The sequence below is a fragment of the Solihabitans fulvus genome (genome assembly GCF_008386585.1).
In the GTDB taxonomy this organism is placed as follows: Bacteria; Actinomycetota; Actinomycetes; order Mycobacteriales; family Pseudonocardiaceae; genus Solihabitans; species Solihabitans fulvus.
In genome coordinates this window covers 13,885-30,530 of sequence record NZ_VUOB01000094.1, presented here as the reverse complement: position 1 = coordinate 30,530, position 16,646 = coordinate 13,885, and the positions used below count along the sequence as shown (strand labels likewise).

The 16,646-nt window shown below is 66.8% G+C and carries 16 protein-coding genes and 1 CRISPR repeat array; of the genes, 8 read left to right on the top strand and 8 right to left on the bottom strand.

Annotated features, from left to right (window positions below; genetic code table 11):
- Nucleotides 1-716 precede the first annotated feature (716 nt).
- On the top strand, nucleotides 717-2,966 hold the full coding sequence (gene cas3 / locus F0L68_RS39370) for a CRISPR-associated helicase Cas3' (RefSeq protein WP_149855025.1): 2,250 nt from the start codon (nucleotides 717-719) through the stop codon (nucleotides 2,964-2,966).
- A gap of 140 nt (nucleotides 2,967-3,106) precedes the next feature.
- Nucleotides 3,107-3,582: a CRISPR direct-repeat array (repeat unit 37 nt; unit sequence GTGACACCGGACGTTCGCGCCCGGTGCGGATCGCAAC).
- Nucleotides 3,583-4,401: 819 nt separating this feature from the next.
- Nucleotides 4,402-5,673: an ISL3 family transposase gene (locus F0L68_RS39365; protein WP_223199550.1), complete on the top strand. Its 1,272-nt coding sequence runs from the start codon at nucleotides 4,402-4,404 to the stop codon at nucleotides 5,671-5,673.
- Between the two features lie 228 nt (nucleotides 5,674-5,901).
- Here the strand turns inward: F0L68_RS39365 and F0L68_RS39360 are convergent, their stop codons facing one another.
- From F0L68_RS39360 to F0L68_RS39350, 3 genes are read right to left on the bottom strand one after another with little or no spacing between them, the layout of a single operon-like run.
- Complete coding sequence (locus F0L68_RS39360; protein WP_149855023.1) at nucleotides 5,902-6,396, bottom strand: DUF6292 family protein; 495 nt, start codon at nucleotides 6,394-6,396, stop codon at nucleotides 5,902-5,904.
- A complete protein-coding gene (locus tag F0L68_RS39355) occupies nucleotides 6,393-7,910 on the bottom strand; it encodes a relaxase/mobilization nuclease domain-containing protein (protein WP_149855022.1) in 1,518 nt (505 codons plus the stop codon). The genes F0L68_RS39360 and F0L68_RS39355 overlap by 4 nt, the downstream gene beginning before the upstream one ends.
- Nucleotides 7,907-8,311, bottom strand: a complete 405-nt coding sequence (locus tag F0L68_RS39350; protein ID WP_149855021.1) for a hypothetical protein — start codon at nucleotides 8,309-8,311, stop codon at nucleotides 7,907-7,909. The genes F0L68_RS39355 and F0L68_RS39350 overlap by 4 nt, the downstream gene beginning before the upstream one ends.
- 189 nt (nucleotides 8,312-8,500) lie before the next feature.
- On the opposite strand from F0L68_RS39350, the gene F0L68_RS39345 reads away from it, so the two are divergent.
- The gene (locus F0L68_RS39345; RefSeq protein ID WP_149855020.1) at nucleotides 8,501-8,911 is read left to right on the top strand and encodes a hypothetical protein; all 411 of its coding nucleotides are present in this window, start codon (nucleotides 8,501-8,503) and stop codon (nucleotides 8,909-8,911) included.
- Nucleotides 8,912-9,087: 176 nt separating this feature from the next.
- Entirely contained in the window at nucleotides 9,088-9,609 is a 522-nt protein-coding gene (locus F0L68_RS39340; RefSeq protein WP_149855019.1) for a hypothetical protein, read from the top strand.
- Nucleotides 9,610-9,652: 43 nt separating this feature from the next.
- On the opposite strand, the gene F0L68_RS39335 is transcribed toward F0L68_RS39340, so the two are convergent.
- The 4 genes from F0L68_RS39335 to F0L68_RS39320 form a co-directional block, all read right to left on the bottom strand.
- The gene (locus F0L68_RS39335) at nucleotides 9,653-10,003 is read right to left on the bottom strand and encodes a hypothetical protein (protein ID WP_149855018.1); all 351 of its coding nucleotides are present in this window, start codon (nucleotides 10,001-10,003) and stop codon (nucleotides 9,653-9,655) included.
- Nucleotides 10,004-10,066: 63 nt separating this feature from the next.
- Nucleotides 10,067-10,273 carry a hypothetical protein gene (locus F0L68_RS39330; RefSeq protein WP_149855017.1) on the bottom strand — a complete coding sequence of 69 codons (207 nt, stop codon included), beginning with the start codon at nucleotides 10,271-10,273 and terminating at the stop codon, nucleotides 10,067-10,069.
- Entirely contained in the window at nucleotides 10,266-10,520 is a 255-nt protein-coding gene (locus tag F0L68_RS39325) for a hypothetical protein (RefSeq protein ID WP_149855016.1), read from the bottom strand. Before F0L68_RS39325 ends, F0L68_RS39330 begins: the two co-directional genes overlap by 8 nt.
- A gap of 142 nt (nucleotides 10,521-10,662) precedes the next feature.
- On the bottom strand, nucleotides 10,663-11,346 hold the full coding sequence (locus tag F0L68_RS39320; protein ID WP_149855015.1) for a helix-turn-helix domain-containing protein: 684 nt from the start codon (nucleotides 11,344-11,346) through the stop codon (nucleotides 10,663-10,665).
- Between the two features lie 1,213 nt (nucleotides 11,347-12,559).
- Between F0L68_RS39320 and F0L68_RS39315 the strand changes: the two genes are divergently transcribed.
- The 4 genes from F0L68_RS39315 to F0L68_RS39300 all read left to right on the top strand — a co-directional run bounded on the left by F0L68_RS39315 (nucleotide 12,560) and on the right by F0L68_RS39300 (nucleotide 16,005).
- Complete coding sequence (locus F0L68_RS39315) at nucleotides 12,560-13,021, top strand: helix-turn-helix domain-containing protein (protein WP_149855014.1); 462 nt, start codon at nucleotides 12,560-12,562, stop codon at nucleotides 13,019-13,021.
- Nucleotides 13,022-13,099: 78 nt separating this feature from the next.
- The gene (locus F0L68_RS39310; RefSeq protein WP_149855013.1) at nucleotides 13,100-13,651 is read left to right on the top strand and encodes a hypothetical protein; all 552 of its coding nucleotides are present in this window, start codon (nucleotides 13,100-13,102) and stop codon (nucleotides 13,649-13,651) included.
- Nucleotides 13,648-14,781 carry an MAB_1171c family putative transporter gene (locus tag F0L68_RS39305; RefSeq protein ID WP_223199549.1) on the top strand — a complete coding sequence of 378 codons (1,134 nt, stop codon included), beginning with the start codon at nucleotides 13,648-13,650 and terminating at the stop codon, nucleotides 14,779-14,781. Before F0L68_RS39310 ends, F0L68_RS39305 begins: the two co-directional genes overlap by 4 nt.
- A 15-nt stretch (nucleotides 14,782-14,796) precedes the next feature.
- Nucleotides 14,797-16,005, top strand: coding sequence for an FAD-dependent monooxygenase (locus F0L68_RS39300; RefSeq protein WP_149855012.1), 1,209 nt, complete (start codon nucleotides 14,797-14,799; stop codon nucleotides 16,003-16,005).
- A 14-nt stretch (nucleotides 16,006-16,019) separates the two neighbouring features.
- Here the strand turns inward: F0L68_RS39300 and F0L68_RS39295 are convergent, their stop codons facing one another.
- Nucleotides 16,020-16,514, bottom strand: coding sequence for an XRE family transcriptional regulator (locus F0L68_RS39295; RefSeq protein WP_223199548.1), 495 nt, complete (start codon nucleotides 16,512-16,514; stop codon nucleotides 16,020-16,022).
- Nucleotides 16,515-16,646 lie beyond the last annotated feature (132 nt).

Here is a 16,646-nt window from a genome sequence, read left to right as displayed (position 1 = left end):
CCGGTGAGGATCGCAACCGTCACGCCCCCGACCGAGACGACATCGGTCGACAGTGACACCGGCCCTCCGGGACCGGTGAGGATCGCAACGCCAAGAACACGGGCATCCTGCCCCGCGAGTTCCGGTGACACCGGCCCTCCGGGACCGGTGAGGATCGCAACCTGGTGGTCGGTGTAGCCGTCCTTGCCGTCGACCTAGCAGCACCGGCCTTCCGGGACCGGTGAGGATCGCAACGTCTACATCGGAGTGATCTGCGGCGGCTACACGAGCTGCACCGGCCCTCCGGGACCGGTGCGGATAGCAACGATTGTCTTGGCGGGGACGTTGAAGAACGTGGCGAGTGACACCAGCCCTCCGGGACCGGTGAGGATCGCAACCCATGTGGGCAGCACGTGGCAGGCAGCGGTGGATCGCAGCACCGGCCCTCCGGGACCGGTGAGGATCGCAACGCGCGCTTCTCGCCCTGAGGGATGGGCTGACCCCAGAAGCAGCACCGGCCCTCCGGGACAGGTGCGGATCGCAACCTCGGCGGCAACGGCCTCCTGTGCGGCGACTCGGTTGTGACACCGGCCCTCCGAGACCGGTGCGGATCGCAACCTCAACGGGATCGATCGAGAGGAGCTCACTGGATGAATGACACTGGCCCTCCGGGAGCGGAGCGCGATCGTAGGGCCGAGTGAAGGCGAGTCGTGTCTTTGTGCTCCAAGGAGGTTTGATTGTTCGCGCACAGCCCGTACAACGAAGGTGACTGGACCACTGCACACACACTCAAGAGCCATTCGGAAGGAACATCCAGACTGGGGACAGAGTTCGGTACCGCCTTCAGCGCAGGCGATCTGGTGGGAGCCGCTGGCCTGTGCCACGACACCGGCAAGGCGTACTGCCGGTGGCAACCAGGACTGGTCGCCGCGCACCAGAACAAGACAAGGGTGGGCGTGCCGCACGCCGACGTCGGTGCTGCGCTGCTGCCGCGGGCTCTGGGACCCGCCGCCTTGGCGATCCTCGGGCACCACAGGGGCCTGACGAAAATCGGCGACCTCGCCGACATCGGAACAGACCCCGCCGACGCGGCACGCATCACGGAGGCGACAGCCGCGTTTCTGACAGAGGTTCCGCAGGCGAAAGCCCTCCTCGAGTGCGATTCCCTGATCCCACGCCCATGGCACACAAGCGAGTCAGTGCTGGACGTCGGACTGAGGATGGCGTTCTCCGCGTTGGTGGACGCCGACTACCTCGACACCGCAGCGCACTTCGCTGGTCAACAGTCGCCGCCCTCCGCTCGCGACCTTGACCCCGACGCGATGGTGAGCAGATACGAGTCGATGCGTGCCGAGAAGTTCGCACCTAAAGCCCGGACGACGAAGACGATCGTGGACATGGCGGCCCTGCGCGCCGAGCTCTATGAGCATGCCGTGTCGCTGGCGTCGCTGAAGCCAGGCATGTTCACGATGACGGCCCCGACCGGCACGGGGAAGACTCTGACGTCGATGGGGTTCGCGCTGCATCACGCCGCTCACAACCGTCTGCGCAGGATCGTTATGACCGTCCCCTTCATCACGATCACCCGCCAGAACGCCGCAGTGCTGCAGGAGTTCCTCGGCGCTGACACGGTGCTGGAGCACCACAGCGGTGTGGACACCGACGCGCTGCCTCCGTGGGCGCGCCTGGGCATGGAGAACTGGGACGCGCCGGTCGTGGTGACCACGACTGTGCAACTGCTCGAGTCCGTCTTCGCACGGCGCCCTGGGCGGATGCGGAAGCTGCACCGCCTGGCGCGGTCAGTGATCATCCTGGACGAGGTCCAGTCGCTGCCCGCCGAGATGCTGATCCCCATCCTGGACGTGCTGCGGGTCCTGGTGGAGCACATGGGCTGCACCGTGGTGCTGTGCACCGCGACGCAACCCACCTTCCACCGACTCCCCATCTGGCAGGACTTGAAGGTGCAGGAACTGGTCGCGCAGCCAGCCCACGTGGCTCACCGTGCCGGCCAGCGCGTGCGGTACCGGTACTGGCTGGACCCTCGGCTCACCTGGGAGCAGGTCGCCGCCGACGCCGCGACCCGTGACAAAGCACTGCTGATCACCAACACGCTCAAGGACACCTTGAGCCTCTACCGTGCGTGCCAGCGCGCCGCGCCCAACCACACGGTGGTGCACCTGTCTCGCGGGATGTGTGACCAGCACATCGTCGACACACTCAAGAGGATCATCCCGCTGCTGGACGGCCCGCATAACCTCCTGGTCGTGTCGACCCAGCTGATCGAAGCCGGAGTCGACATCGACTTCCCGTTCGTCTACCGGATGTGGGCCACCGGTGAGGCGCACGCCCAGGCCGCGGGACGGTGCAACCGGCACGGCCTGCTCGACGAAGGACTAGTCACCATCGTCGATGCTGAGGGCGCCTCCAGCCCGCCGGGCTACTACAAGGCCGCCTCGGACATGGCCCGACGGTACTTCGGGCCAGACGGTTTGGCGTTGCCTGACGACCTCGACGCGATGAACCGCTACTTCCACGGCATCTACACCGCCCTCGGGCTCACCAACACCCGCAAACCACGCGACAAGTCGAAATATCCCGACTGGTTGCGTATCCAAGAGAACCGGTTCGCAGGAAACTTCACCGACGTCACCGAAGGCCCACACCGGTTCCGCATGATCGAGGACGACACCGTGCCCGTCGCCATCACCTCGTACAAGTCGACCACGGTCACAGCGGCCGACGTCCCGGCACTGCTCGACGAGCTGCGTCAACACGCTGAACGGCCAGGACGCGCAGACCGCGTGACGCAGATACTGCGACAACTCCAGCCCTTTGTGGTGCCGATGCGTCGATCCGTGGCCAGCCGGCCTGCGGTTCGAGCACTGCTGGCACCGGTCGTCAGCGACGGGTTGTACGAATGGCGCGGCAGCTACAGCCTAGAGACAGGGCTCGAGACCGACACACCGTCGGAGAGCTTCATCGTCTGAGAGCGGGCTTGCTTCGGAACCCCTAGCGTCGTCTGACACACCGCGAGGTTCCGAACCAGAACCATGGTGTGTCGGGCTCACAAGCAGACGAATCGGGTTACCTTGACCGTTGATTACGGCAACATCCCTGCTCGGGCAGGGTGACACCGGACGTTCGCGCCCGGTGCGGATCGCAACACCTCCTATGATTTCCACCAGTCGAGGATCGACTCTAGTGACACCGGACGTTCGCGCCCGGTGCGGATCGCAACGCTTTCCTAGCGGAGCCGTCGACGGCGATGATCGGTGACACCGGACGTTCGCGCCCGGTGCGGATCGCAACATCTCGGCTGCGGGCGATTTCTGCGCCACGGTCAGCAGTGACACCGGACGTTCGCGCCCGGTGCGGATCGCAACAAACAAGAACTCGACGGGGCCAAACGGGACGCGCAGGTGACACCGGACGTTCGCGCCCGGTGCGGATCGCAACGAGATGCAGGGCGCGAAGGCCGCCGCCGCGAACGAGCGACACCGGACGTTCGCGCCAGGTGCGGATCGCAACCGCCACCCGCACGGGCTCGCCCTGCTGCGCGAAGGGTTGTGACACCGGACGTTCGCGCCCGGTGAGGATCGCAACGCCGTTCTGCGCGCGGGCATCGTGCTCGAAGGGCGGGTGCAGCGCCGGCCCTCCGGGACCGGCGCGGATCGCAACTACTCCGGCGCAGGCGATCCCGACCGGCTGAACGCGGGTGACACCGGCCCTCCGGGATCGGTGCGGATCGCAACTGGTGCCATGACGGCATGCGCCAACCGATCGCCTGGCGGCACCGGCCCTCCGGGACCGGTGCGGATCGCAACCTGCTCGGCGTTGAGCTGGGCGCCGCCGATGGTCTCGCGTGACACCGGACGTTCGCGCCCGGTGCGGATCGCAACTCCAGCAGGTACACGGCGGTCTGCGAGCACTTAGTGAGTGACACCGGGCGTTCGCGTCCGGTGCGGATCGCAACGCCAAATAGACCACGGCGACCACGCCGGCGACGGGCGTGACACCGGACGTTCGCGTCCGGTGCGGATCGCAACCCAGCCGCACGGTGGCGCAGTGGCTGTGGCGCATCAAGTGACACCGGGCGTTCGCGTCCGGTGCGGATCGCAACATCTTGTGCATCCGGTAGTGAGGCCCAGCAACTCACGAGGTGACACCGGGCGTTTCCATTCGGCGTGGATTCATCCCACGTTGGGAATTGGCGCGGTTCTCCGGTCCGGTATTGCGGCTCTTCGATCTTGGCCGGGCAACCTGGGGTTGGGCCTGTGCGGCGCGCCTGAACCAGGGCGGCCCGTAGCTCCTTGATCCTCGCTGTGTCTTGGAGCAGCGAGAGGAGAGCCACGGGCCGTGGTTGACCGTAGCGATGATGCGTCGTGCTTGTTGGGCTTGGCCGGGTTGGCGGTGGAGCGTGTCGTGCTCACCGTGCTTGGGATGAAGATCGTGCAGGTGGTCACCGACGATCCGGACGCGGCCCGGTGCCCGTCGTGCCAGGTGTGCTCGACCTCGGGCAAGGACTGGGTGCTGACCCGTCCGCGGGACCTGCCGTGTGGGGGTGAGTTCCTGGTTGTGCAGTGGCGCAAGCGACGGTGGAGGTGCCGCACCGAGGACTGTCCGCGCGGGTCGTTCACCGAGCAGGTTGCCCAGGTGCCGGCCGGGATGCGCACGACGACCCGGCTGCGCGCGGCGCTGGCGGTGGCGGTGGAGGACGGCCGGGACCAGTCCGAGGTCGCCGCGGCGCACCGGGTGTCGTGGCCGACGGTGCAGCGGGCGGTCGTGGCCCGGGGCGCGGCCGAGCTGGTCGAGCCCGAGCCGGTCCGGGTGCTGGGCATGGACGAGACCCGGTTCGGGCGTCCGCGATGGCTGCCCGATGGTGTGCACGCCGACGGCCGGATTCGCTGGGTTCGCACGGATCCGTGGGAGACCGGGTTCGTCGACATCACCGGCGAGCAGTCACTGTTGGGTCAGGTAGATGGCCGGACCAGCGCCGCGGTCCAGGCCTGGCTCGCCGCCCGCAGCCCCGAGTTCCGGGCCGGGATCGAGGTGGTGGTGATCGACCCGCACGCCGGCTACGCCGCCGCAGTGCGCGCGGCGCTGCCCGACGCCGCGATCGCGGTCGATCACTTCCACCTGATCATGCTGGCCAACAAGGCGGTGACGGCGGTGCGCCAGCGTGTCACCCGCGACCTGCTCGGTCGGCGCGGCCGGAAGATCGACCCGGCGTGGGCCAACCGCAGATTGCTGCTGCGCGGCAGGGAGCGGCTGTCTCAGGCCGCGTTGGCGCGGATGTGGAACGGCTGCGTCGATCACGACCCGTCCGGGCAGATCCTCTCGGCGTGGATAGCGAAGGAGGAACTGCGGGCGCTGTGCGCGACCGCGGCCCGTGGTGGCCACCCGGGCGAGATCCGCGACCGCCTCTACGCGTTCTACCAGTGGAGCGCCGACGCGCAGATCCCCGAGCTGACCACCCTCGCGGAGACGATCGAGACGTGGTGGCCCGCGATCGAGGTGTTCCTCGCGACCGGCCTGACGAACGCGCGAACGGAGGGCACGAACCGGTTGATCAAGCAGGTGAAACGCGCTGCCTGTGGGTTCCGGAACCGGGAGAACTACCGCCGCCGGGTACGGTTGCATTGCACCCGGCGTATCCGCCGATTGTCAGCGAGGAACCCGACGGTGCCCGCCTAAGATCGAAGAGCCGGTATTGCTGTCGCCGTGCGACAAGACGACCGGCGACGTGGTCGCGTGTCCATCGACAGTCGCACGTCGCTTCTATGTCCGGCTGATCGGTCGGAACGGCTGTCGCCAAAGGGACGACAGCCGGTTGACCGGTTGCCGGCGGCGTCGAGGCTGGCCACCATCCGGCCGTCGTCGGTGAACCAGGATGCGGCCTTGCCAATGCTGGTCGTTCGAGCGCTACTGTTCAACTGAGCGACTGGCCGCTGGGACGAAAGCACGAAGCAGCAGGTCGACCATGTCCGGACCGGCGGGTGCGTCGAGTTCGCGGCTGACAACAGAGACTCCGGCGAGGTGCAGGCCGACCCAGTTGGCGATATGCGCGGGCGTGGGAATGACTTCGTGCCCATGGCTGAAGGTGGCGTCGGTGGTACCGGGACGAGCTTGAGGGCGGTACCCATGGGTGGTTGCGTCCTGGGTGATCGCCGGCCATCGAGGCCCCAAGGTCCAGCCGTGCACTTCATCCCATGCCAGCACGACCTCTCTGGCATCCGGATAGATCCGTTCCCACTGCTCGGGGTCCAACACCACTGCCGCCGAACGGAGAGCAAGGCTCGCTTCTACGCCAGCCTCGAAGCGGAGGACTGACGTGTCGTCGGCACGCAGAGCTTCGACCACGGTGGCGATGTAAGGCGTGTGATCGACTTTCTCCCGAGCGGTGTTCGAGGTGTTCACTGCCTTCTCCTTCGTCGTGCTATTGGTGCCGCCGAGGCGGGTTGTCGCGAATGCGGGGCACCGGCCCTTTCCATCGGAGCAGCCCGCCTGGCGGTCCCGTCTTGTTGACGCAGAGTCGGCGCTGGCACCCGCTCCAAGGTGGCCGCCGCCGCCCTGGCCGCCGCTGCCTTGCGCGGTTGGTGCTGTGCTTCACGCCAGGCGGCGACCTCGGCGAGCAGTGCGGCAATTGCTGTCACCAGAGCCGCAACCGCCAGGTCCTGGCCTCGGCGGCCGGTGAGCATGCCGACGTTGGCCAGGCGGTAGGCCATCCACCTCAAGTGTCGCGCGGTCGCGTCCAGGGCGGTGGGTGCCACGCGGTGCGGTACGCGATATGCCCGGTCGTACGCCTCGACGGCCTCCGCGAGCGCCTCACCGGCGCTGCCGTCAACCTTCTCGGCGAGCACCGCGAGGAGCTCTTGCGTGACGAAGGCGATCCCGGGCGCCGATGCCGGCGCCGCACGAACGTCGCTCCGTGCCTGTTCAACGACGGCCGACAACTTCTCCAACAGCGCGGTCTTCGCCGCCGGGCCGTCGTCAGCCGCAGTGCCGATGGGAACCTGGTCCTGTTCGGACATCTGCGTCCAGCGGGCGGCCAGTTTGGGCCAGGTCAGGTCGGCAGCGAGCTTGCCTCCGGAGTACCACACCGGGTCTCCGGCTGCGGTGACATCGCCGTCCAGCGCCACTGCGTAGCCGCGCCGGCGACCGCCCGGGGCGTCGTTCCAGCGCACCGTCAACCCGGTCCCGGGCAGTTCCATTCGAGCCGCGAATTCCTCGGCGCTCGCTGCCGAGGCAGCCTCGCGCTGCACCAGGCGACGTAGTTGCTCGCGTGCGGGCACGGCCCGCCGGCCTTGCGGGGCTCGGCGTTCGGCCTTGCCGACCTCGGCCCGGGTCGGGGCGCACGGCGCGGTGCGGTCCATCTCCGGAGTGCCTCGCAGTCCGTAGCGCGCGACGAGCTCATCGGCGGCCTTGCGCAACTTGCGGTAGTCGTTGCGGGGCCAGAACCGATTTCCGGTGTCCTCGCGGACCAGCACTGCCATCAGGTGGATGTGGTCATCGCCGTGGCGCACCGCGATCCACCGGCACCCGCCTGCATCACCTCGCGGGCCGATCCCGCTCGCATGCATCAGGTGTTCGGCGATCTCCTGCCACTGCCGATCCGACAGAGTGCGGTCCTCGGGGTGCAGTCGGACCGAGGTGTGCCAGACGTAGCCCTGCTTTCCGAAATATCGCTCACCTTCGCGCGGTGTGCGCACCGGAAGTCCGGCTCGACGGGCTGGCGCCTCCATATGCTCCATCAGTGGTCCCAGCTCGAAGCCGGACTCCGCCGTGGCGCTTAGTGCTGGCTGCAATTGCCCTGGATCTCCGTGCCAGGCGGCGATGATCCTTGGGTTGTGGTGCTCCTCGTGCCGGCCCGCGCTGAACAAGTAGGCGATCAGACCCGCCGACCGCCAGCCGTGCACGTTGGCCGTGATCACGGCCGCAGTTCCCTGTCGATCGCGTCGAGTTGGGTGTCCAGCCGGGCCGCCAGCCGGCGCACCATGCCGAGCACGATCGCCGTGTGCCGCGCGATCTCGCCGGTTGTGTTGGCGTGCCGGGCGACGTCGTTGAGGTTCCCGCCAAGGTTGCCCGCCAGCCACCGAAGCTGGCGCAGCTCTTCCCAGACGGCCTGTAGGGCCGCCCAGTCAGGTCGTAGCTCGCCGGTAGCCACCCTGGCCGCTCGCGTGGCGGCCTGCGCCACCCAGGCCCCCGGCTTGAGGCCGTCGCGCTGCGCGGCGGCGACAACCCGCACGAGTTCGGCGTCGTTGAACCGGGCCTTCACCTCGTGCGACCGCACGCTGGCCGCGTGACGCCGGTATCCCGCCTTGTTCGCCGCCATCGAGCACCTCCGAGCGCCGCTACGGCTCCCTCGCGGCGGGCGACGCTTGCGTCGACCGTCACCGGCGTCGCGGGGTCTGTTCGTCGGAAAGGGCCGAAAAGGCCCTTTTCGGCATATCTTGCTCTGCCGGGCGACGTGTCGAGGTCCCAAATGGACGGAGCCGATCTTCGACAGTCTTAGCCTCGCAGCATGGACCCGAAAACCGTACGACAACACGCCGACCGGGCCGCCCAGACGATCCTGGCGACCCGTCGGCCGCTCATCGAGAAGCTCGCCAGCGCCGCTGCGCACCTCACCACCACCCTCGGCGCGGTCGACTCCGCAGAACAACAGGCCGCGCGGCTGGTTGCGAAGGCTCGCGCTGCGCACCAGGACGCCGTCGAGGTGTATCGCGGTGCCTACCAAACCGCCCTCGACGGGGGCTGGTCTGTCGGCGAGTTGGGGCACATCGAGACCGAGCTCGCGGAGGCCGGGCTCCCGATCCCGCACGGTCCTCGACCCAAGCGGAGAACCAAGCGCTCGCCGCGAGCCAACGTGCGGCCGGTTGCTGCTTCGCCCAGTACAGATCCTCAACCGCCTACCGCGCCTCCGTCGGGCTGACGCTGTCATTAGGGCTCACCTGGCTGCGTGCGGGTGCGATCCCGGCCGATCCGTCGGTCGTGGCTGCCCAAGTGGACGTCCGGACGGCCCTTCCGGTCTTCCCTCGGTCGACTTCATGCTCGGTTGGCTTCCCGGCGTTCGGAACGACGCTGCGAGCAGACCGAGGAGGGACGCCCATGTCCGATCTCGACGTCATCACCGCCGCCGACCAGGCCCGGCAGAGCGCGTTGGCCTCCGCCGTCTCGGCGATCCAGAGCCTGCAGCAGGGCGCCCCCGAAGTACCGGACGGCAACGACCCAACCGTGCAGGCGTTCCAGCGCCAGCTGTTCGTTGTGCTGGACAGCAACTTCTGGGACGTGGTGGCGCAGGCGCTCACCGCGATCGAGAGCAACCAGGCGTACACCGGCTACGCGCCGTTCATCCCGGACCACACGGTCACGGACTTCGCGCACGTCGACGGCTCGCTGGACTACAACCTGGGCATCACGTTCGGCGACCCGTTCTTCAACGCCGACTACACTTGCCAGCGCGAGGTCATCACGCACGAGTTCTTCCACTACGTGGTGGGCGCGCAACACCATTACGGCACCACGTCGACGCAGGACGCGCTGGCCTGCCCGCATCACCTCGCCGAGTTGGTGTTCGACATCGCCGTCGGCGAGGTTGGCGGCTGCGGCGACGGCGCGACCTGTTTCTAGATCCGAGCTGGTCCTCGACGCGCCGAAGGTGCCGGTGTCGTCATCACCGGACTGACGGGCCGCTGTCGTGGCGAGCTCGGACCTGGTCGAGGTTCACCACGCCGGCCCGCGTCTCGGCGGGGGAGTCGCTGGCGAGCAGCTGCGCCGCGCGTTGCAATCCCATCCGCGCGCCGCTGAGGCGACCTCGTTCCTCCATGTAGGACAGTGCCGAATCGAGCAAAACCTGGTGCTCGGTGGATACTGCGGCACTCAAACGCATGACTGGGTTGTCCGCTGCGCCGTCTAGCGGTCGATCGCGGTCGGGATCGCAGGACGCGGCCAGCTCCTCCAGGATGCGTCGGCACTCCTGCGGGCTCAGCTCGGGTGATAGATCCTTTGTCACGATGGTGATCATGCCCGAAAGCGACCGACCCGCACCTTGTGAGTGCGGGTCGACGCGCCGATGTGTTCTGTCCAATTAGGTCGTGTTCCTCCTGCGCGCCCAACGCTTCGCACGGTGCATTGCGGCTTCCTTACGGAACAAACTTCCAGCTTTCCTGTCGTCGGCGGTCCGCGTTTGCAACTCGGCACCGACCTGGTCCCAGAGTTCGTCGTTCTCGGCGAGGATGGCGTCGCGCGCCACGTTCACGAGTTCGTCCCGGGACAGCGTCGACAGATCAACCATCAGCGTGCTCGCCGTTGCGGCGAAACGAGCGGTGCAACGCTTGCAGTTGCCGCTGCACCTCGTCGGTGGTCGCCGGGCCCCCGAAGCGAACTTCCACCAGCAGTCGCCACAATGCCTCGGCTGCGCGCATTCCGGCGTCCTCTTGGCACACCTCGTGGTCGTGCTCCGCATTGTCAGTCGGGTCCTGGAACAGGCACGACCATTCGCGCAAGGCAGTTTCGAGTTCGGAGGGCGTGGGGATGTTCATCGTCGCTCCATTCCTTGTGATCTTGCGTGTCCTGTCGGCGAGGTACCACGCCCGCCGATGTAGATAACTTTACCCGAAATGAAGTGCACAATAGAGGGAAATCATGTCTGAGGCGGTAGTTCACCCGATCGGACTCCGCTGCTCAGCGGCAGCCGGATCGCCATGCGTTGCGGTGCGCAACGGCGGTCGGTCGGGACACGCCTGCGCGCACCATCAGCTCGGCGAGCGACAGGTTCTCGCCGGCCTGCGCGGCGGAACGCAGCACCGCGAAGACCCGCTCGCGAGGGCTGGCCGCGACCGCGGCTGCGGCGTTCGGCGGACGGCCGCCGCCAGCGCCACGCCCAGCCCGGTGCGCCTTTGCCTCAGTCACAGTGCGACGGAACCAGTGGTCGACGCCGTGCGGACTGGAGTCAGCGGTTGGCAGGTAGCCGTCGCGCACGCCGGAGTACCAGCTCGCGGACTCGACTCCGAGAAGCTCTGCGGCCTCGTCCTGGTCGAGGAGGTCTTCGGCGGCGTCAGTGTCGGGAAGGGGCGGTACCGGTTGTCCGTTCGCGAACGCGCTGGCCTGCTCGGCGTCGTAGAGGGGGCGCTGCTGGCCGCGGACCGCGCGCCCGGCTTCGCCTTTCGCGTTGACGGGTGCTGGATGAGGGGATTCCCACGGCCGAGGCGTCCGCCGGCGCGCTGTCTCCCACGCTAGGCCATGCAGCGTCGCGACGTCGTGTTGGTCAACGACGTCTCGCCCGGCTCGGATCATGCCCCTCGTCTCTATGTCGATGCGTTCGGCCGGCTGGTGCGCCGGGGGATAGGCTGAATGCTCGCCGTTCACTTCGTGAACTGCGTGTCCAGAGGGGCCGGCCGTACCACCCGCTTCGGCGGCAAGCCGGCCCCTCGCCACATCTGCTCGTTCGCTGTGCTGGTAACCAACTTTACCCGGCATGAGTGGGGTTTCAGTCTGTTCGCGCGACTGTCAGGCTTCATCAAGCCACTTGCAACAGGATCCCTCAGTCGCCTCGCTCAAGTCGGACGGCCAGCGGTCGCTGTCGAACCACGCCGGACTGTTGCGCGTTCGCCACGAACTGATCTCGGCAGGTGCGGCTCGATTCTGCGGAACCGGGCAGCTCGGTACTCGAACACAGCTATGAGCATCGAGAGTCGGCCCGTGTCAGCGTCGACCGGTCCCCATCATGCGCTCGGTTCGTGCCGCGCCGAGCACCTGGTGGGACACGAAGACTGCGACCCACGGTGCCCAGACTCCGGCAAGGCGCAACGGCGGCGAGCGGTGAAAACGAAGCTCCAACGACCGCGAAGCCAAGTCCGGCACGATCTCCGCCATCGCCGAGTAGTCGAAGCTGACCCAGCGACCGTCAACCGCGCACCGAATTCGGCGGTCGGTGATGACTATGCGGACGGGGCCAGAATCGTGCCAGCGAGCGGAGTTGCTGCGCGCGGTTCGCCGGCGAGCGATCAAAGATCCAACAACACTTCCCGTGACGAGAGCAGGAGACCCGACGACCACAGTGGACACCTGACCGGTGTCCGTCTCGCCGTAGTGCCTCGCGTAGCGAATCACCAGTTCGGCGTACGGAAGCTCGTCAGGTTCAAGCACGACGGACGTGCGGACGGGGGCCAGGACGTGACCGGCGGACAGATCGGTGTGCAGCTGCATCGCAGCGCGCCAAGGCGCCTCGGCTTCGTGGTTCCATCTGGACACTGCGATCGCCTCCCGATGACCTGGGCCACCTTGTGTTCCACTGTGCACAGTAGCGACCGAGGGCAATGGGGCACGTGGCGGAGCGGATGCAGGACAACTCCGCGCTCGCCCGGCGGAGCCGTGCAATCGCTGTGCGGCACCTCAATGGGTGAACTGGCGCGGTTCTCGTAGCCGGGCGTAGCGGTTGATCTGAGCTGTGACGCTGGCACGCTCCATTCGAGTGATTTGTACTGGTATGCACGGTGCCGGTGTTAGCCTTGTTTGCGTCAGTTCGCAGGTCACCCATGTCGAAGCTGAACCAGTGGTTCACGCACTTCGAGGGGTAGTGATGGTTGATCAGAAGAGCTTCGGTGCCGGCTTGGCACGGAAGCTGAACCACCTGTTCGCACGCGTACGCCTGAGCGGCGGTAACGAGTACAGCAACGAGCAGGTCGCCGCCGCCATTCGGGCGGGCGGCGTGACGATCTCGCAGAGCTACATCTGGCAGCTCCGTCAGGGGCGCAAGGACAACCCGACGTATCGCCACCTGGAAGCACTCGCGGGCTTCTTCGGCGTGCCCGTCAGCTACTTCTTCGAGGACGCGACAACCGACCGCGTCGACGAACAACTGACGCAGTTGAAGGCCGAGCAGGAGCGTCTGCGTGAGATCGCGAACGGCAGCGACGTGCAGGTGATGGCGATGCGCGCCGGGGAGCTATCTCAGACAGGACGTCGACAGGTGAAGGAGTTGATCGACTTCATCTACCTGCTGGAGCGCAATCAGCATGGGGGAACGGCGTCCACACGCTGATCCGTCGTCAAAGATGGTCAGGAACTTCGCGGAGTACGAAGTTCGAGCGCAGGCGCATCCGTAGCGCGGAGGTGGCTGATGAAGGAACGAGAACTTCGCAGGCAGTGTCGGAAGCTGTTGAACGAGTTGGAGATTCGTCCGCCGCTCGATGTTGCCGAGCTGTGCCGGCGCGTCGGACAGCAGCGTCGGCGGCGCATCCAGTTGGTGCCGTATCACATACCAGTTCCCGGGCCGTTCGGCGTCTGGGTCGCCACATCGGCTGCGGACTACATCGTCTTCCAACAGGAGACGAGCAAGGCCCACCAGTGCCACATCATCCTGCACGAGCTCGGTCACATCATGGCCGGTCACCGGAGCGATGAAGGCGATGACGCACTGTTGGCCGAGCTGTACCCGGACACCGAGCCCGACGCGCTGCGACAGCGTTTTCCCGACCTTGCGCCTGACGCGGTGCGGCGAGGACTGCGGCGTACCCACTATGACACCGAACAGGAGCGCGAGGCCGAGACCGTCGCCACGATCATCCTGGAATGGGCTTCGGTGCTCGACCACGTCGCCTCGCAGTCGTCGGCGGACGTTGCCGCGCAACGGATGGGCAACTCGTTGAGTGATCGGCTGGGCTGGCTGTGACCACTCTCCAGATCGCGCAGGGCATCGCGTCGTTCGTGGTGCTGGCGTGGATGCTCTACCTGCTCGCGCGCAAGCCACGAGACCTGCGCCTGCGAGCCGTTACCGTGCTCGTCGGTTCGTGGGCTTTGGCCTATCCGTTCGGGGTGGCAGCCACACTGGGCACCGCTTTCGTTGGGATCGAGCCGATGGTGTCCCGGCTTGTCCAGCACGCACTGCTGCTGGTCGGTGCCTACTGCCTCATCAGCTTCTTCTTGTTCTCCGTGCTCGACGTGCAACACGCACGAACTCGTGCTCGTTGGCACGCCTTGGTGCTGACCGTTGCGATCGCGGTCATGACGGTGGCTACCGCGGTCATGCCCGGAGATATTCGAACCGCCGCTGCCGTATTGCCTGCGGAGAACACTCAGGGTCCAGTGGGCGTGGCGAGCATCGGGTTGTTCTACCTGACCGCGAACTCGTACCTGCTGTACGCCTTTGTCACGGCGCAGGTCTTGACCCGTCGCTACGCGCGCGTCGCCGAGCCTCGGTTGCGTCGTGGACTGCGGCTCGCTTCAGTAGGGCTGGTCGCGATCGTCTTCGCCAACGCGACCTTTGTGGCGGCGAACGCCATCCGCTGGGCCGGCGGCACAACTCCGAGACCGATCCTCGTGGCTGGAATGATCCTTCTGCTTCCGGGCATCCTGCTGTTTCTGGTCGGCGTCAGCTATCCCGCAGCGATCATGCGAGTAGCTGCGCTTCGCGTTTGGTGGCAACACCGTTGCACCTATAGGCAACTGGGTCCACTGTGGACTTTGCTGCACGCGGAGTTTCCAGAAGACGCGCTCAGTCGGGTGCCGGTGCGACCCTTGTCCGACTTCATTAGCCTCCGAGGGGTTCACCGTCGCTACTACCGCCGCGCGATCGAGTGCCGCGACGGACTTGTGCAGATCAGCCCCCATGTGGCCCAGCTGCAACAGAATGGCCGACAAGGCGAAGCCCTGGCGGCCTTGCTCAAGGAGGCCGTACTCGCGCACGCGGCCGGCGAGCCGGTGTCGAGACGAGCCACCCTCGTCGCGGCACCGTCGGAAGCTGGCCTCGACGCCGACGTCCATGAGCTTGTGGCGCTGTCGCAAGCGCTGCACACGACCTAGCGGCACGGGAGCGACATGACTCACGCACTGATAATCGGCGGCGGCATCGGCGGGGCCGTGACCGCGATGGCCTTGAAGAAGGCTGGGGTTGCCTCGACCGTCTACGAGGCGTACCCCACGGGTGCCGACGATGTCGGCGCGTTTCTCAGCATCATGAGCAACGGCCTGGACGGCCTGCGGGCGATCGACGCGCATCAACCTGTGCTGGACAACTCGTTCCCGGCGAACTGTGTCGAGTTCGTCGCTGGCAGCGGTAAGCAACTCGGCGCGGTTCCGATCGGCGGGCAGGCTGGCGTGCTGGGGCCGCGCACGATCAAGCGCGCCGCTCTGTACCGCGTGCTGCACGACGAAGTCGCTCGCCGCGGCATCGAGATCGAGCACGGCAAGCGGTTCACGGGTGCTGTGACAACCTCGCGCGACCGCGTGGTCGCGTACTTCTCCGATGGGAGCCGAGCGGAGGGCGACCTGCTCGTGGGTGCTGACGGCATCTATTCGACGACCCGCAGGGTCATCGCCGCCGCCGCGCCGGTACCCCGCTATCTCGGCATGACCACGGTCTGCGGATACGCCGCAAACAGCCCGGCAACGACCCCTCCAGGCATCTACCGGATGGTCTACGGTCGGCGCGCATTCTTCGGCTACACCACGGCCCCGGACGGTGAGACGTGGTGGTTCGCCAGCATCCCGAGCCCGGAACGGTCAAGGGATGAGCTCGCCGCGACCACTTCCGAGCAATGGAGGCAGCGGACGGTCGACCTGTTGACCGGCGACAAGGCCGGCACCGTAGACATCGTTCACGCCACCAGCCAGGGCATCGTGGGAAGTAGTGCCTACGACATCGCCTCGACGCCGGTCTGGCACGCGGGCAACATGGTTCTCCTTGGGGACGCGGCTCATGCCGCATCACCGAGTGCCGGGCACGGTGCCTCGATGGCCATCGAAGACGGCGTGGTCCTTGCGCAGTGCCTACGCGATTTGCCGAACACGGAGCAGGCGTTCCAGAAGTTCGAGCAGCTGCGCCGCGAACGGGTGGAGCGCCTGGTCGTCACGAGCGCCAAGATGACCGGCAGAGCGATACCTGGACCGGTCGGCCGAATGATCCGGGACGCCCTGCTGCCGATGATGCTCCGGAAGGGGCCGAGGAACACCTCTGCATGGCTCACCGAGTACCACATCGAGTGGGACACGCAGGTGGGGCTGATTGGTGCTGCGGATGTCGCGTGAACTGAGATCGCTGGCTAACGGCGGTCGACGTCGTCGAGGGGGTCGTTGCTCGTGCTCTCCAACGCGTCGATGACGGCTAGCACCTGCCGGAGCATCGTCGGGTTCATTGAGCCGGCGCGCATCGCGATGGCGCGAACCTGGTGGTTGGCCAGCATAGTCCGCAGCTCCCGTTCCTCGGCGTCGTCACCGTCTTCGTCGCCGAGGAGGTAGGCCGCGGTGATCGGCGCCGCGCCGGGCTGGCGGTGTTCGTCGAAGAACTTGGCCACCGCTCGCAACACCGAGATCGTGGGGTTGGTGTTGCTGCCGTTGCGCAAGGAGTTGAGGTACACCCGGGACACTGTCGTGTCGTGGGTGGGGTCGTCGGTGATGGCCTTGGCGACGTAAGGCGTCGAGTACTCGCGCCGGCGTCCCCTGTCCACGTAGGCGACAGTGGCGAACAGGTCGTTCAACCGGCTCGCCAACGAGCTCGCCGGCTGCTCTGCGGACGAGTTGTGAGGAGTGGAAGCCACTCTCAACGCCCCCTTGGGCTGGCTTACGCGGGCCGACACATGTCAACCAAAGGAAGCCTAGCAGTCGTCATTAGTTGACGCCATGGCGAGTCTGTGACCGATTCCATGCAGAGTGTAAAATATAGTGTACCG

Coding starts and splice junctions, on each gene's coding strand:
- F0L68_RS39350 (WP_149855021.1), bottom strand. CDS start 8,311: ATGGCGGCGAACAAGGCGGGATACCGGCGTCACGCGGCCAGCGTGCGG.
- F0L68_RS39345 (WP_149855020.1), top strand. CDS start 8,501: ATGGACCCGAAAACCGTACGACAACACGCCGACCGGGCCGCCCAGACG.
- F0L68_RS39340 (WP_149855019.1), top strand. CDS start 9,088: ATGTCCGATCTCGACGTCATCACCGCCGCCGACCAGGCCCGGCAGAGC.
- F0L68_RS39335 (WP_149855018.1), bottom strand. CDS start 10,003: ATGATCACCATCGTGACAAAGGATCTATCACCCGAGCTGAGCCCGCAG.
- F0L68_RS39330 (WP_149855017.1), bottom strand. CDS start 10,273: ATGGTTGATCTGTCGACGCTGTCCCGGGACGAACTCGTGAACGTGGCG.
- F0L68_RS39325 (WP_149855016.1), bottom strand. CDS start 10,520: ATGAACATCCCCACGCCCTCCGAACTCGAAACTGCCTTGCGCGAATGG.
- F0L68_RS39315 (WP_149855014.1), top strand. CDS start 12,560: ATGGTTGATCAGAAGAGCTTCGGTGCCGGCTTGGCACGGAAGCTGAAC.
- F0L68_RS39310 (WP_149855013.1), top strand. CDS start 13,100: ATGAAGGAACGAGAACTTCGCAGGCAGTGTCGGAAGCTGTTGAACGAG.
- F0L68_RS39300 (WP_149855012.1), top strand. CDS start 14,797: ATGACTCACGCACTGATAATCGGCGGCGGCATCGGCGGGGCCGTGACC.